General features: G+C 74.2%; 14 protein-coding genes and 1 pseudogene. 10 read left to right on the top strand and 5 right to left on the bottom strand.

Annotation, left to right across the window (positions count from 1 at the left end; translation table 11 throughout):
- Positions 1-31 precede the first annotated feature (31 nt).
- The gene (locus ACZ466_RS05415) at positions 32-931 is read right to left on the bottom strand and encodes an NHL repeat-containing protein (RefSeq protein ID WP_378284444.1); all 900 of its coding nucleotides are present in this window, start codon (positions 929-931) and stop codon (positions 32-34) included.
- Between the two features lie 121 nt (positions 932-1,052).
- Here ACZ466_RS05415 and ACZ466_RS05410 point away from each other — a divergent pair, with 121 nt between their 5' ends.
- The 7 genes from ACZ466_RS05410 to ACZ466_RS05380 all read left to right on the top strand — a co-directional run bounded on the left by ACZ466_RS05410 (position 1,053) and on the right by ACZ466_RS05380 (position 6,928).
- Positions 1,053-2,576 carry a beta-N-acetylhexosaminidase gene (locus ACZ466_RS05410; protein WP_378284446.1) on the top strand — a complete coding sequence of 508 codons (1,524 nt, stop codon included), beginning with the start codon at positions 1,053-1,055 and terminating at the stop codon, positions 2,574-2,576.
- 83 nt (positions 2,577-2,659) lie between these two features.
- Entirely contained in the window at positions 2,660-3,172 is a 513-nt protein-coding gene (locus ACZ466_RS05405) for a hypothetical protein (protein ID WP_378284447.1), read from the top strand.
- Complete coding sequence (locus ACZ466_RS05400; protein ID WP_378284448.1) at positions 3,169-4,227, top strand: peptidoglycan-binding protein; 1,059 nt, start codon at positions 3,169-3,171, stop codon at positions 4,225-4,227. The genes ACZ466_RS05405 and ACZ466_RS05400 overlap by 4 nt, the downstream gene beginning before the upstream one ends.
- Positions 4,220-4,918 (top strand): ABC transporter ATP-binding protein, encoded by a 699-nt coding sequence (locus tag ACZ466_RS05395; RefSeq protein WP_378284449.1) that lies wholly within the window; start codon positions 4,220-4,222, stop codon positions 4,916-4,918. Before ACZ466_RS05400 ends, ACZ466_RS05395 begins: the two co-directional genes overlap by 8 nt.
- The gene (locus ACZ466_RS05390; RefSeq protein WP_378284451.1) at positions 4,915-6,117 is read left to right on the top strand and encodes an ABC transporter permease; all 1,203 of its coding nucleotides are present in this window, start codon (positions 4,915-4,917) and stop codon (positions 6,115-6,117) included. Before ACZ466_RS05395 ends, ACZ466_RS05390 begins: the two co-directional genes overlap by 4 nt.
- Before the next feature lie 61 nt (positions 6,118-6,178).
- Positions 6,179-6,541, top strand: a complete 363-nt coding sequence (locus ACZ466_RS05385; protein ID WP_378284452.1) for a hypothetical protein — start codon at positions 6,179-6,181, stop codon at positions 6,539-6,541.
- Between the two features lie 57 nt (positions 6,542-6,598).
- On the top strand, positions 6,599-6,928 hold the full coding sequence (locus ACZ466_RS05380; protein WP_378284453.1) for a tetratricopeptide repeat protein: 330 nt from the start codon (positions 6,599-6,601) through the stop codon (positions 6,926-6,928).
- Positions 6,929-6,989: 61 nt separating this feature from the next.
- Here ACZ466_RS05380 and ACZ466_RS05375 read toward each other — a convergent pair whose 3' ends face one another.
- The 3 genes from ACZ466_RS05375 to ACZ466_RS05365 all read right to left on the bottom strand — a co-directional run bounded on the left by ACZ466_RS05375 (position 6,990) and on the right by ACZ466_RS05365 (position 9,487).
- On the bottom strand, positions 6,990-8,189 hold the full coding sequence (locus ACZ466_RS05375) for a ribonuclease D (protein WP_378284484.1): 1,200 nt from the start codon (positions 8,187-8,189) through the stop codon (positions 6,990-6,992).
- Positions 8,190-8,403: 214 nt separating this feature from the next.
- Positions 8,404-9,048, bottom strand: a complete 645-nt coding sequence (locus tag ACZ466_RS05370; RefSeq protein ID WP_378284454.1) for a DUF3000 domain-containing protein — start codon at positions 9,046-9,048, stop codon at positions 8,404-8,406.
- 178 nt (positions 9,049-9,226) lie between these two features.
- Entirely contained in the window at positions 9,227-9,487 is a 261-nt protein-coding gene (locus tag ACZ466_RS05365) for a hypothetical protein (protein WP_378284455.1), read from the bottom strand.
- Positions 9,488-9,714: 227 nt separating this feature from the next.
- Between ACZ466_RS05365 and hemE the strand changes: the two genes are divergently transcribed.
- Positions 9,715-10,779 (top strand): uroporphyrinogen decarboxylase, encoded by a 1,065-nt coding sequence (hemE, locus tag ACZ466_RS05360; protein WP_378284456.1) that lies wholly within the window; start codon positions 9,715-9,717, stop codon positions 10,777-10,779.
- A gap of 28 nt (positions 10,780-10,807) precedes the next feature.
- Here the strand turns inward: hemE and ACZ466_RS05355 are convergent, their stop codons facing one another.
- The gene (locus ACZ466_RS05355; RefSeq protein WP_378284457.1) at positions 10,808-11,947 is read right to left on the bottom strand and encodes a DUF4349 domain-containing protein; all 1,140 of its coding nucleotides are present in this window, start codon (positions 11,945-11,947) and stop codon (positions 10,808-10,810) included.
- A 153-nt stretch (positions 11,948-12,100) separates the two neighbouring features.
- On the opposite strand from ACZ466_RS05355, the pseudogene hemG reads away from it, so the two are divergent.
- Positions 12,101-13,637, top strand: a pseudogene (gene hemG, locus ACZ466_RS05350) (protoporphyrinogen oxidase).
- On the top strand, positions 13,591-14,295 hold the full coding sequence (gene hemQ, locus ACZ466_RS05345) for a hydrogen peroxide-dependent heme synthase (protein WP_378284458.1): 705 nt from the start codon (positions 13,591-13,593) through the stop codon (positions 14,293-14,295). Before hemG ends, hemQ begins: the two are co-directional and overlap by 47 nt.
- The last annotated feature ends 70 nt before the right edge of the window (positions 14,296-14,365 follow it).

The following is a 14,365-nucleotide window of genomic DNA, read 5'->3' as shown; positions in this document are numbered from 1 at the left end:
ACCCCGGGTTAAACGCCGATAAGCCCGGCGGTCAGCGCCTGATGGAGACCGCGTCGTAGGGGGTGTCGGGGGTGGGGGTGGTGGTGAAGCGGGCGTTGGGGAGGTAGAGGCGGTCCTTGTAGCGGGCGACGGTCGCCGGTACGTCGAACTTGGCGTCGCCGACGCGTTCCACCACCCGCGCCTTGGAGCCGTCCCGGGCGACCTTGAGGACGGCCACCACGTTGAGGCGGTTCTGCACCACGAAGAGGGTGTCGCCGTTCAGCAGCATGCCGTCGCCGTTGGGCAGGGACTCCCCGCCCAGGTCGACGGTCGTGGTGTGACCGCTCTTGGGGTCGACCTTGAACAGCGTGCCGGTGTTGGACTGGACGATCAGCAGCGACCTGCGGTCGGGGGTCTGCGCGATCCCGTTGGCGTTGACGCCCGTCTGGTAGGCGATCTCGCCCGTGAGCGGCAGCGTGCGGGCCTTGCCGTGGACGCCGCGCGGCAGCCGGTACAGCACCTTGTTGGTCGAGTCGGTCACCCAGGCGGCGTCCCTGGTCAGCACCACGTCGTTGACGAACGCGGGGGCGGTACTCAGGACGTACCGCTTCAGCACCTTCCCGCTGCGCTGGTCGATGACACGGGCGTCGCCGCCGCTGCCGCCCGCGACGTACAGCAGCCCGTCACCGGTCTTGAGGCCGAGGGAGGGGGTGCCGGGGCCCGCGCTGAACACGCCGCCCCTGCCGGTGCGCAGGTCGGCGCGGTAGATGCGCCCGTCCACGCGCGACCCCAGGTAGGCCACCGGGCCGGGGCCGATCGCGATGCCCTCGGGCTGGAAGCCGGCCGGGAGGGCGATCCGGTCGGGGAAGGGATGCGTTCCCGCCTGGGCGGCGCCCGCGGGGACCAGAAGGCCCAGCGCCACAACGGCCGGCAGCAATCGTGATCTTCTCATGTCCCCCAAGATCGCGCGTTTCGGACGACGGTGACAGGCCCATCGTGCTCGGGAACTGGCAGGATCAGGCCACCCCGTTCGGGAACCGTCCGGTACGCGGCGGACGGGCGAGGATGGGCCGATGACGACCGAACCGAACCTGATCCCCCGCCCGTCCCGGATCGACTGGAACGGGGAGTCCGGGCCGTTCACCGGGGACGTGCGCACCCGCGTCGACCCGTCGCTCGCGCCGGAGGCGTACCGGCTGACCGTCTCGTCCGGCGGCGCCGAGATCGCGGGCGGTGACGACGCCGGGGTCTTCTGGGGGCGCCAGACGCTGAGGCAACTGCGGGGCCTGGACGCGTTCCGCCGCGCCCCCATCGAGCGGGAACCGGCCACGGTGCCCTACGTGACCGTCGAGGACGCGCCGCGCTTCGCCTGGCGGGGTTTCATGCTCGACGTCGCGCGCCACTTCCTGCCCAAGGACGACGTCCTGCGCTACATCGACCTGCTGGCCGCGCACAAGCTCAACGTGCTGCACCTCCACCTCACCGACGACCAGGGGTGGCGCGTGGAGATCGAGCGGTACCCCAGGCTCACCGAGGTCGGCGCCTGGCGCCGCCGGACCCGCATGGGCTGGGGCGAGCCCCTCCTCTGGGACGAGCGCCCGCACGGCGGCTTCTACACCCGCGACGACCTGCGCGAGATCGTCGCCTACGCCGCCCAGCGGCACGTCACGGTCGTCCCAGAGATCGACCTGCCGGGCCACTCGCAGGCGGCCATCGCCGCGTACCCGGAACTGGGCAACGCCGACGTCCTCGATACCGCCTCGCTGGAGGTGATGACCGACTGGGGCATCAACCCCAACGTGCTGGCCCCCACCGAGGCCGTGCTGCGCTTCTACGAGGGCGTGCTGGAGGAGGTGCTGGACATCTTCCCCGGCCGGTTCGTCCACATCGGCGGCGACGAATGCCGCAAGGACCAGTGGCGCGCGTCGCCCACCGCCCAGGCGCGCATCCGCGAACTCGGCCTCAAGGACGAGGACGAACTCCAGTCCTGGATGATCCGCCACTTCGACCGGTGGCTCGCCGAACGCGGGCGCCGCCTCATCGGCTGGGACGAGATCCTGGAGGGCGGCCTGGCGGAGGGCGCCGCCGTGATGTGCTGGCGCTGGTACCGAGGCGGCGTCGCCGCCGCCCAGGCCGGCCACGACGTGGTGATGTGCCCCCAGCAGGAGGTCTACCTCGACCACGTCCAAGCCCCCGGCGACCAGGAGCCCGTCCCCTTCGGCTGGGTCCACACCCTCGAAGACGTCTACCGCTTCGAGCCCGTCCCCCCGAGCCTGGCGGGGACGCCCCACGCGGCCCGCGTCATCGGCACCCAGGCCAACCTGTGGACCGAGGTCGCCGAGAACCGCGCCCGCGTCGACTACCAGGCGTGGCCCCGGCTGGCCGCGCTCGCCGAAGTGGCCTGGTCCCGCCTGCCCGCCCCGGACGAGCGCGACTACGACGACTTCGAGCGCCGGATGAACGCGGCGCACTACGCCCGCCTGGACGCGCTGGGCGTCGACTACCGCAGGCCCTCAGGCCCACGCCCCTGGCAGCAACGCCCAGGCATCCCAGGCCGCATGCACAACAAACCCCGCCGCCCCTGGCACACGGCCTGACCGGCGACTAACCCAGGTTTAACCCCTGGGCGGGTCGAATGTGTGTCCGCCGGGGGTGTGTCGCCTCCGGTGGAGAGGACGACATGAAGATTCGCGCATGGGCCTTGGGCCTTGCCGTTCCGGTCGTGTTCGGGCTCGCGGGGTGCGGGGACGAGCAGAAGGGGAGCGGTGTCGCCAGTGCGGGGGGAGCGTCGGCGGCGCGGGTGTCGGCCTCGCCGACGCAGTCGCTCAGCCCCGAGGACGCGCAGCTGAAGTTCGCGCAGTGCATGCGGCAGAACGGCATCGACGTGCCCGACCCCAAGAGCGGCACGAACTTCCGGATGGAGATCGCCAAGGGCACCGACCGGGAGAAGCTGCAGGCGGCGATGGAGAAGTGCCGCCCCTTCCTGGAGGCCGGCGGGAAGCTGCCCGACATGAACGACCCCAAGGTCAAGGACCAGATGGTGAAGTTCGCGCAGTGCGCGCGCGGCCACGGCATCAACATCCCCGACCCGACCGGGGAGGGGTTGAAGGGTGTGATGGAGGGCGTCGACCGGGCGCAGCTGGAGAAGGCCCGCGAGCTGTGCGGCCAGCACCTTCCGGGGAGGGGCCGGTGAAGCGTGCGCTTGTCGTGGGCGCGGCCGTGACCGTGGTCGCGGGTGGCGGTGCCGCCTTTGCTTTGACGGGGGACGGCGGCGAGGCGCAGGCCAAGGGTGGTGACGTGAAGCTGTCCACCGCGTCCATCACCAAGGGCGACCTGGTGGACACCGAGAAAGTGCAGGGCACGCTCACCTTCGACGGGGAGCAGTCGGTGTGGACGGGGGCGTCGGGGGTCGTCACCTGGGCGCCGCCACAGGGCGCCACCATCGAGCGGGGCGACCCCCTGGTACGGGTGCAGGGAAAGCCCGTGACGCTGATGTACGGGGGCACGCCCATGTACCGGACCCTCCAATCGGGTGTCTCCGACGGGGCTGATGTGAGGACGCTGGAGACCAACCTGAAGGCCCTCGGCTATGGAGACGGCCTCACGGTCGACAAGCAGTTCACCTCGGCCACGGACGCGGCCGTCAGGGAATGGCAGGACGACAGGGGGCTCCAGGAGACGGGCAAGGTCGACTCTGGCCAGGTCGTGTTCCTCCCCGGGGCCGTGCGGGTGAAGGAGGTCAAGGCCCCTGAGGGCAAGCAGGCGGCCCCCGGGCAGCCGGTGCTGACGGTGGCCGGTACGCGGCGCGTCGTCCACGTTGATCTGGAGGCCGACAAGCAGGACCTGGCGGAGAAGGGCGCCAAGGTGTCGGTCGAGCTGCCGGGAGGGAAGGTCGTCCCGGGACGGATCGCGTCGGTCGGCACGATCGCCGAGAGCACCGGCACCGAGCAGAACCCCAAGACCACCGTGGACGTGGAGATCACCCTCGACCAGGGCGCCGGCACCGGGCGGCTCGACCAGGCGCCGGTGACCGTGGAGTTGGAGAGCGAGCGGCGCCGGGGCGTGCTGTCGGTGCCGATCGAGGCGCTGCTGGCGCTGCGCGAGGGCGGCTTCGGCGTGGAGGTCGTGGAGGGCTCGGCCAGGCGGATCGTGCCCGTCACCACCGGGACCTTCGGCGGCGGGCGGGTCGAGGTCGGCGGGGCCGGCCTGGCCGAGGGCATGAAGGTCGGGGTGCCGTCCGGTGAGTGAGCGACCGCCGATCGTGGAGCTGACCGGGGTCGCCAAGCGCTACCCCGGCGGCGTGGAGGCGCTGCGCGGCGTCGACCTGGTGATCGGGCAGGGGGAGATGACCGCGATCGTGGGCCCGTCCGGCTCGGGCAAGTCCACGCTGCTGCACATGATAGGGACGCTGGACCGGCCCAGCGAGGGCAGCGTCCGCATCGCCGGGTACGAGGTCGCCGAGCTGTCGGACCGGGCACTGTCGGCGCTGCGGGCCCGGCACATCGGGTTCGTGTTCCAGCAGTTCCACCTGGCGGTGGGCGTGAGCGCGCTCGACAACGTGGCCGACGGCATCCTGTACGGCGGCGCGGGGCTGCGCGAGCGGCGGGAGCGGGCGCGGGCCGCCCTCGACCGGGTCGGTCTCGGCCACCGCGTCCAGCACCGGCCGAACCAGATGTCGGGCGGCGAGCAGCAGCGGGTCGCGGTGGCCCGCGCGGTCGTCGGCGAGCCCGGCCTGCTGCTGGCCGACGAGCCCACCGGGAACCTCGACACCGCCTCCGGCGGCGAGGTGCTGGAACTGCTGGCCGGTCTGCATGAGAGCGGGACCACCGTCGCGATCATCACCCATGACGCCGAGGTGGCGGCCCGCGCGCCGCGCCGGGTCCGGGTGCGGGACGGCGCGATCGTCGCCGACGAGCGGGCCGGGGCGGTGACCCGGTGAGCCGGGGGCAGGAGGCGCTCGTCCCGGCCCGGCTGGGCGCCCGGGACGTGCTGCGGGTCGGACTGGGCGGGCTGCGCGCCCGGCCCGCCCGGGTGGTGCTGTCCGCGCTGGGCATCGCCATCGGGATCGCCACGATGGTCGCCGTCATCGGGATCTCCTCCTCCAGCAAGGAGGACCTGCTGCGGCGCCTGGACCGGCTCGGCACCAACCTGCTGACCGCCCGGCCCGGCGACACCCTGTTCGGCCAGGAGGCCGTGCTGCCCGAGTCGGCGCCGGAGATGGTCTCCCGGATCGGGCCGGTCACCGCGGTCGGCGCGACCGGCACGGTGCAGGCGTCGGTGCGGCGCACCGACCGCATCCCCGCGGAGATCACCCACGGCATCGGCGTCCAGGCGGCGACCACCGACCTGCTCGGGACGCTGGACGTGACCGTGCGGCACGGCACCTGGCTGAACGCCGGGACCGGCCGCTACCCGGGCGTGGTCCTGGGCGCGGAGGCGGCGCGGCGGCTCGGCTTCGACCGGGCCGGCGGGCAGGTGTGGATCGGCGGCCGCTGGTTCACCGTGCTCGGCGTCCTGAACGGCGCCGAGCTGGCCCCGGAGATCGACCGGTCGGCGCTGGTCGGCTGGGACGCCGCCCGGACCTACCTGGGCTTCGACGGCCATCCCACCACGGTGTACGAGCGGTCCGGCGACGCGGCGGTCGAGGACGTGCGGGCGGTGCTGGCCCGGACCGTCAACCCGGAGAACCCCGAGGAGGTCGAGGTCAGCCGGCCCTCGGACGCGCTGGAGGCCAAGGCCGCGGCGGCCGGCGCGTTCACCAACCTGCTGCTCGGCCTGGGCGCGGTCGCGCTGCTGGTCGGCGGGGTCGGCGTGGCCAACACGATGGTCATCTCGGTGCTGGAGCGGCGCCGCGAGATCGGGCTGCGCCGCTCCCTCGGGGCGACCCGCGGCCAGGTGCGGACGCAGTTCCTGGCCGAGTCGCTGCTGCTGTCGGCGCTGGGCGGGGCCGCGGGGGCCGTCCTCGGGACGGGCGTGACCGTGGCGTTCGCGCTCTACCGGGGCTGGCCGCCGGTCGTCCCGGCGTGGGCCCTGGGCGGGGCGCTGGCCGCGACCCTGGCGATCGGCACGGTCGCCGGGCTCTACCCGGCGATGCGGGCGGCGCGGCTGTCGCCGACCGCGGCCCTGGCCACCGTCTGACGAACCGGTGCATGATGGGGGCGATCCGACGACGCCCGTCCCCGGAGAGGTTCCCGACGTCATGCCGGTTCCACGCCCGCTGCGCGAACGATGCCGCGAGTTCCTCGGCATCGAGGGGGAGATCCGCTACATCTTCCCCGCGATGACCTACGGCGGCGGCGCCGGGTTCGTCTTCGTCGTGACCGACGAGCAGATCGCCGTGATCTCCACCGGGACGCTGAGCGCCTCCAAGCTCACCAGCGTGTGGGGCACCTACCCGCGCGGCACCCGGATCGGCCCGGTGGAGACCGGCAACGGCGCCTCCTTCGAGTTCGCGGGCGCGTTCTTCGAGGTGGACGACGAGTACGTGCCGGTCGTGAACGCCGCCGACACCGAGATATTCGCCCGCGACAGCCTGCCCAGGGACCCGCTCCCCGACCTGTGACCGCCCGCCGGGCCCCGGCGGCGGAATAGAGCGGGGGAGGCCGTGGTTGGGCGGGGCATGACGATGGAGCAGCACTTCGAGACCTACGAGAGGGCCCGCCTGTACTTCGAGCTCCGCGACCCGGCCGAGGCGGCGCGGATCCTCGAGCCCCTCGCGGACGCGCAGCCCGGCAACCGGACCGTCATCGAGCTGCTCGCCCGCTCCTACTTCCACTCCGCGCAGCTCTCCCGGGCCGAGACGACCTTCCGCCGGCTCCTGGACCTCGACCCCTGCAACGCCTGGGCGCACGAGGCCCTCGCCCGCACGCTGGAGCGGCAGAGCCGTCCGGCCGAGGCCGAGCCGTTCCGCAAGCTCGCCCTGGCGATGGGCGGCAAGACCGCCTACTGAGCGGCGCGCCCTGAGCCCCCGCGCCCCGGGACATGGACCCATGTCCCGGGGCGCGGCCGTCTCAGAGGTCGCCCTTGCACTCCAGGCGGAGGAGCGCCTTCGCCAGGGGCGTGGCGACGACGTTGACCTGCCAGGCGCGCGCGCCGAGCGTCAGCAGGGCCGCGCTGATCGCCTCCGGCGTGCTCTCGTCGGGGGGCGTCCACGCCAGCCGGCGCACGAAGTCGGGCTGGAGGAGGTTCTCGGTCGGCATGGTGTGCTCGTCGGCCAGCGCGGCGACCACGGTGCGGGCGGCGTTGAGCCGCTTGGCGGCCTCCGGGTCGCGCTCCGGCCACCGGTGCGCGGGCGGGGGGCCGTCGCCGGGCAGGTTGGCCTCGGGCAGCCCGCGGTCGGGCAGCCCGCGCGCACGCGACACCGCGCGCAGCCAGGCCGACTGGTGGCGGCGGGCGCCGCGGCTGCGCAGCGCCGGGAGGGCCTGCAGCTCGGCCGGGGTCTTCGGCGTGTTCAGCGCCAGCTCCACGATCGCCGCGTCCTGCAGCACCCGGCCCGGGGACAGGTCGCGCTCCTGGGCGATCCGGTCGCGGGTCTCCCACACCTCGCGGACCACCGCCAGCGCCCGCCGGTTCCGGACGCGGTGGATGCCGGACGTGCGGCGCCACGGGTCGGGGCGCGGCGTGCGCGGCGGCGTGGCCAGGATCGCCGCGAACTCCTCCAGCGCCCACTCCAGCTTGCCGGCCTGCTTCAGCAGGGCGTGCAGCGCCTCCCGCAGCTCCACCAGCAGCTCGACGTCCAGCGCCGCGTACCGCAGCCAGTCGTCGGGCAGCGGACGGGTGGACCAGTCGGCCGCCGAATGGCCCTTCTCCAGGGTGAACCCGAGGATGTTCTCCACCATCGAGCCCAGCCCCACCCGGGGGTAGCCGAGCAGCCGCCCGGCCAGCTCGGTGTCGAACAGCCGGTGGGGCGCCAGACCGACCTCGGCCAGGCACGGCAGGTCCTGGTTGGCGGCGTGCAGGACCATCTCGGCCCCGGCCAGCGCCTCGTCGAGCGCGGACAGGTCGGGGCAGGCGATCGGGTCGACCAGCGCCGTGCCCGCCCCGGCGCGGCGCAGCTGGATCAGGTAGGCGCGCTGGCCGTACCGGTAGCCGGAGGCGCGCTCGGCGTCGACGGCGACGGGGCCGGTGCCGGCGGCGAACGCCTCGATGACACGTTCCAAAGCGGCCGCGTCGGTGACGACGGGCGGCACGCCCTCGCGCGGCTCCAGCAGGGGGGTAGGAGGGGGCCCCTCGGGGACGGGGGGTGCGGACGGCGGGGGAGCCGCCGGCTCGGGCGCCTCCCCTGGGTCGGTGGGCTGGGCGGTCGTGGCGGACTCCTCGGACGCTGATACGGGCCGGACGGCCTGCGGGCCTGGCGCTCGCGCGCCTGCGCCGGTCGCCTCGGTCTCGGACGCTGTGCTTCCCACGCCCCCTACCGTACGTCGCTCATCCCGTCCCGCCGCCGGGGCGGTCGGGCAGCGTGCTGACGCCGGCGGGCGGCAGGCCGGCCGTGGTGCACATCACCTCGCACCAGGCCGCGATGTGCCCGGCCAGGTCGTCGCCGGTCGGCGACCAGGAGGCGCGCAGCTCCAGCTCGGTGGTGGACGGCTCGTCGCTCTTGTCGCCGAAGCTCTCGGACACGGCGCGGGTGATCGTGCCCGACTCGCCCGCGTACCCGGCCGGTTCCAGCGCCTCCAGCAGCCAGCTCCACGCCACCGAGCCGATCAGCTCGTCGGCGGCGATCTCCGGCTCCAGGTCGGCCCGGATGTAGGCGACCACGCGGAACCCGCCGGTCCAGCCGCTGCGCCCCTCGGGGTCGTACAGGACGATCAGCCGGCCCATGGCGATCTCGGTGTCGTCGTCGCGGTAGACCGACCCGGAGATCGCGGCGGCGTACGGCGCGAGGCGCTGCGGCGCGGGCATCTCCTCAAGGTCGAGCTCGGGCCGCAGCGGCGGGCCCTCCAGGAAGGAGTGCAGCGTGTCGACGGCCCGCTGGAAGGGGGCCGGGGGGCCTTGGCCGCCCCCTCCGCCGCCCGCGTCCGCGCCGTCCTGGCCGGGGGACGGCGCCGGGGCCGGGGCCTCCGGGCTCATGGCCGCACCGGCCGGTGGACGGTCGTGGCCCCCCGGCGGGCGGACCCCGCAGGACGGCCCGTGCGGCGGAGTGCCGGGGGCACGCTGGAACGACGCCTGACCTGAGGGCGTGGTGACGGGCGTAGAGGACGGGGATGCAGGCACAGCACAGGTGGTTTCGTTTCGGGGGCCGGGCCGGTCAGGCCACGGCCCGCTGGGACGCGGCCCGGACGGAGCCGGACGGGCCGGAGCCGGACAAAGTGGAGGCCGAGGCCGACGGACTGGAGGCCGGGGTGCGCGGCGGGGCGGGCCGGCCCGGGCCGGCCCCGGGCATCGGCGGGTCGACCAGGACGGCCGTGCCGCACGCGGTGCAGGCCCGCTCGGGGCAGTCGGCACCGTGCCCGTCCGGACAGGGCGGCTGCTCGAATTCGCGCTCGTCGCCGCAGGCGGAACAGTACAAGGGGGACCTCCCTCGGCTATGACACGGATCACGTTCGCATGCGGGAGTGATAGAATGCGGGACTTCGCTCGGCGTGTCCGGAACTTCGCGGCACCCGGCCCCGGCGGTCCCAGCGGTCCCGGCCGGTGTCAGTGTTCCCTTCCGTCACCGCCGTAACCGCGGGACGCGGGGCGGCCGAACACTCACCTCGGTGCCGGGCCGCGGTGAGACCGTGGGACCATCGAGGGGTGGCTGTCGACGCTGATGTTCCGCAGGACTCCGCCGGGCTCGGGGAGAGCGCCTTCCTGAAGGCGTGCCGCCGGGAGCCGGTTCCGCACACCCCGGTCTGGTTCATGCGCCAGGCCGGCCGCTCGCTGCCGGAGTACCTCAAGGCCCGCGAGGGCGTGGCGATGCTGGAGGCGTGCGCCCGCCCGGACCTGATCGTGGAGATCACGATGCAGCCGGTGCGGCGGTACGCGGTGGACGCGGCGATCTTCTTCAGCGACATCATGGTGCCGCTGCGCGCGATCGGCGTGGACCTCGACATCAAGCCGGGCGTGGGCCCGGTGATCGCCGACCCGATCCGCGACCGGGCGGGGGCGGCGCGGCTGCGCCCGCTGGAGCCCGGCGACGTCCCCTACGTCACCGAGGCGGTCCGCGGGCTGGTGGGGGAGCTGGGCGGCACCCCCCTGATCGGGTTCGCGGGCGGGCCGTTCACCCTGGCCTCGTACCTGATCGAGGGCGGTCCGTCCAAGAACCACGACCGCACCAAGGCGCTGATGTACGGCGAGCCCGAGCTGTGGGCCGAGCTGATGGAGCGGCTGTCCGACATCACGATCGGCTTCCTGAAGGTGCAGGTGGCGGCCGGGGCGAGCGCCGTCCAGGTCTTCGACTCGTGGGTGGGCGCGGTCGCGCCGGAGGACTACCGGGCCTCGGTGCTGCCGCACACCAGCCGGATCTTCAGCGAGGTCGGGTCGCTGGGCGTGCCCCGGATCCACTTCGGCGTCGGAACGGGCGAGCTGCTCGGCCTGATGGGCGAGGCCGGCGCCGACGTGGTGGGCGTCGACTGGCGGGTGCCGCTGGACGAGGCCGTGCTGCGGGTCGGGCCGGGCAAGGCGCTGCAGGGCAACCTCGATCCGTCGCTGCTGTTCGCCCCCTGGGAGGTCATCGAGCGCCGGGCCCGCGACGTGCTGGAGCGGGGCCGCACCGCCGAGGGCCATGTCTTCAACCTCGGGCACGGCGTGCTGCCGACCACCGACCCCGACAAGCTGGCCCGCCTCGCGGACCTGGTCCACGAGGCGAGCGCGCGCTGACGTCGTTCCCGGCGGGGCCGGGCCTCGTTCACTCGGGCGGCTTCGGGCCGTCCGGGGCCGGGGGCGGACTCGGCGGGTCGGGCGCCGATGCCGGAGGCGCGGCGGGCGTGGCGGCCTGCTGGGCCGGGACGGGCTGCTGGGCCGGGACGGGCTGAGGTTCCGCCGGTTCCGGGCCGGAGCCCATCAGCGAGCCCAGCGACGCGCGGGAACCCCGCGGTACACGCGAACCCCGCGGCGCGCGAGGCGGCCTGTGCTCCCTGATCCGGCGCTGGACGAGCAGGGCCGGGCCGCCGATCGCCGCGGCCAGGGCCAGGAACGGCAGCAGCCAGCCGAGCACCGCCGCCAGGCCGGACATGAAGGCGGTGAAGGCGTCCCAGCCGTTCTTCAGGCCGCCCACGAACCCGCCCTCGGGCTTCTCCGGCGCGGCGCGCCTCCCCGGCGCCTCCAGCGTGATCGACACCGTGGCGTACCGGGTGCTGTGCTGCAGCGCCTTCTGGCGGGCTTGGAGCGACTCCAGGTCGGCCTGCCGCCGCGCGATCTCCTCTTCCACGTTGATGACCTCGCCGACCGTGTTCGCCCGGTCGAGGAGCTTGCGGAACGAGGCGAGCGTGGCCTGCGCCGACCGCACCCTGCTGTCGACGTCGGCGACCTCCCGGGTGACGTCCTCGGCCTGCTGCCGCAGGGACAGCTTCTTGCCGAGCCGGGCGGTGAGGTCGTTCAGGACGGTGCCGTACCGGTCGGCGGGGATCTTCAGGGAGAGGGTGGCACCGGCCGGTTCGCTGGCCGACGACTCGTTCTCCACGTACCCGCCCGCCGAGGTGGCCAGCTGCTTGGCGCGGGTCGCGGCCTGCTCGACGTTGCCCGCGCGGACCCGCAGATCGGCCGTGTAGACCACGGAACGCGCGGCGGGCACGGGCTCCTGGGCGGTCGCCCGCCGGTTCGCGGTGTCGCCGGTGCCCGAGCCGCTTCCCCCGGTTCCGCCTCCGGAGCCGCGGTTCCCGGTGGAGTCGCGGTCGGCGGCGCGTTCGGGGGCGGCGGGTGCGGGCCGGCCCGCGCCGCTGGAGGAGGCGTCGTTCTGGCTGCTGCCGCCGCACGCGGCCAGGGCGCCGGCCAGCAGCAGGACGAGGAGCACGCAGGACGCGTGTCTGACCGTTCTGACGATCCGCATGGCGGTTCGACGGTGTGGTCCAGGTCACCGTTCCCGTGGCCGGATCGCGATCAGGCCACGAAGTGGCCGCGCCCAGATCACGCCCGGCGGGCGGGGACGCGCCGGGCGGGGGTGTTGACGGGTCCGCGGGAGGTATCTGGGATCGTTGGAGGCATGAGCACCTCCCATGTCGTGGTCGTCGGGGCGGGCATCGCGGGCCTGACGGCGGCGCGCCTGCTCGCGCGCGGCGGCGCGCGCGTGACCGTCCTGGAGGGCTCCCCGCGCATCGGCGGCAAGCTCCAGGTCAGCGAGATCGGCGGGCTGCCGGTGGACGAGGGCGCCGAGGCGATGCTGGCCCGCCGGCCCGAGGCCCTGGACCTGGTCCGCGATCTCGGGCGCTCCGATGATCTCGTGCATCCCGGGACGACCTCCTCGGCGATCCTGAGCCACGGGGCGCTGCGGAGGCTGCCCGAGGGTCATGTGATGGGCGTTCCGTCCGATCTGCGGGCGCTGGCGGCCTCCCAGGTGCTCTCCCCGGCCGGGCTGGCCCGGGTGCCGCTGGATCTCGTCCTCCGGGAGACCCCGCGCGGCGCCGACGTGTCGGTGTCGGACTACATCGGCGCGCGCATGGGCCGCGAGGTCGTGGACCGGCTGGTGGAGCCGCTGCTGGGCGGGGTGTACGCCGGGCGGGCGGAGCAGTTGTCGTTCGAGGCGACGCTTCCGGCCGTGGCGGCCGCCGCCCGTTCGCACCGGTCCCTGCTCACCGCCGTGCGCGGCATCAGGCAGGCCGCCCCCGCCCCCGAGGACGCGGGGGCCCGTCTTCGCGACGCTGCCCGACGGCCTGGGGAGCCTGCCCCACCTGGTGGCCGAGGACATCACCGCGGCCGGCGGGACGATCCGTACCGGCGTGATGGTGCGGGAGCTGCGGCGGCGTTCTGCACGACCGTCCGAGAGCCCGGAGGGCGGTCGTGCGTTCTTGCCGGGGGGCGCGGGGGGTCGTCCCCCCACAAGGGCCGGCTGGCGGCTGACCCTGGGCCCTGCGCGCGACCCCGAGGTCCTGGACGCGGACGCGGTCGTGGTGGCCGTGCCCGCCGCGCCCGCATCGCGCCTGCTGGCGGAGGACGTGCCAGCCGCCGCCCGGGATCTGGCCCGCATCGACTACGCCAGCATGGCGCTCGTCACCTTGGCCTATCACGTGACCGCGTTCTCCCGGTTGCCCAGGGGCAGCGGCTATCTCGTGCCGGCGGTCGAGGGACGCCAGGTGAAGGCCGTCACCTTCAGCTCCGTCAAGTGGCCGCATCTGCGCGACCGGGAACCCGGCATCATCGCCGTACGATGTTCTATCGGCCGGTACGGAGAAGAGCACACCCTCCAGCGCGACGACGACGAGCTCAAGGCCGCCGCCCTGACGGAGCTGGCCGCCACCTGCGGGGTCTCGGAGCTTCCGCTGGAGAGCCGGGTCACCCGCTGGGGCGGGGGGCTGCCGCAGTACAACGTGGGCCACGTCGACCGGGTGGCGCGCATCCGCGCCGCCGTGCTGCAGCAGCCGGGGCTGGCCGTGGCCGGCGCGGCGTACGACGGACTGGGCATCCCGGCCTGCATCGCCAGCGCGCGCGCTGCGGCGGCCAGGGTGCGGGAACATCTGGACAGAGAAGAGTTGAGCCATGGCAGCGACGGACAAGGCGAGCAAGCCCAAAGCACGCGACCTTAACCAGGTCATCCGCTACACGATGTGGTCGGTCTTCCGGGTGAAGGACACCGGCACGGTCGGTGAGCAGCACGCCGGAGAGGTCCAGGACCTCCTCGACCAGGCCGCGCAGAAGGACGTCACCACGCGGGGCCTGTACGACGTCGCCGGCCTGCGCGCCGACGCCGACTACATGTTCTGGTGGCACGCGCCCACCTCGGAGGACCTCCAGGAGGTCTACTCCCGGTTCCGCCGCACCGCCCTGGGCCGGGCCAGCGAGCCGGTGTGGTCGCAGATGGCCCTGCACCGGCCCGCCGAGTTCAACAAGAGCCACATCCCGGCCTTCCTCGCCGACGAGGAGGCCCGCGCGCACGTGTGCGTGTACCCGTTCGTGCGGTCGTACGAGTGGTACCTGCTGCCGGACGAGGAGCGCCGCGGGATGCTCGCCGAGCACGGCAAGATGGCGCGCGGCTACGCGGACGTGCGGGCCAACACGGTCCCCGCGTTCGCGCTGGGCGACTATGAGTGGATCCTGGCGTTCGAGTGCGACGAGCTGCACCGCATCGTGGACCTCATGCGGCATCTGCGCGGCTCCACGGCGCGCCGCCACGTCCGCGAGGAGGTCCCGTTCTTCACCGGCCGCCGCAAGCCGGTGGCCGAGCTCATCGCGAGCCTGCCGTAGCGTCCGCGGAGCCCGCGGGGGAGTCGGGGCACCGGTCCGCGCGGCGGCGTGCGCGTCGCGGGCCGGTCCC

The organism is Actinomadura rugatobispora (assembly GCF_055379765.1).
The sequence above is the reverse complement of the archived record's forward strand: the minus strand, read 5'-3'. Positions and strand labels throughout refer to the sequence as shown.

Coding starts and splice junctions, on each gene's coding strand:
- hemQ (WP_378284458.1), top strand. CDS start 13,591: ATGGCAGCGACGGACAAGGCGAGCAAGCCCAAAGCACGCGACCTTAAC.
- ACZ466_RS05410 (WP_378284446.1), top strand. CDS start 1,053: ATGACGACCGAACCGAACCTGATCCCCCGCCCGTCCCGGATCGACTGG.
- ACZ466_RS05355 (WP_378284457.1), bottom strand. CDS start 11,947: ATGCGGATCGTCAGAACGGTCAGACACGCGTCCTGCGTGCTCCTCGTC.
- ACZ466_RS05415 (WP_378284444.1), bottom strand. CDS start 931: ATGAGAAGATCACGATTGCTGCCGGCCGTTGTGGCGCTGGGCCTTCTG.
- ACZ466_RS05380 (WP_378284453.1), top strand. CDS start 6,599: ATGACGATGGAGCAGCACTTCGAGACCTACGAGAGGGCCCGCCTGTAC.
- ACZ466_RS05405 (WP_378284447.1), top strand. CDS start 2,660: ATGAAGATTCGCGCATGGGCCTTGGGCCTTGCCGTTCCGGTCGTGTTC.
- ACZ466_RS05385 (WP_378284452.1), top strand. CDS start 6,179: ATGCCGGTTCCACGCCCGCTGCGCGAACGATGCCGCGAGTTCCTCGGC.
- ACZ466_RS05370 (WP_378284454.1), bottom strand. CDS start 9,048: ATGAGCCCGGAGGCCCCGGCCCCGGCGCCGTCCCCCGGCCAGGACGGC.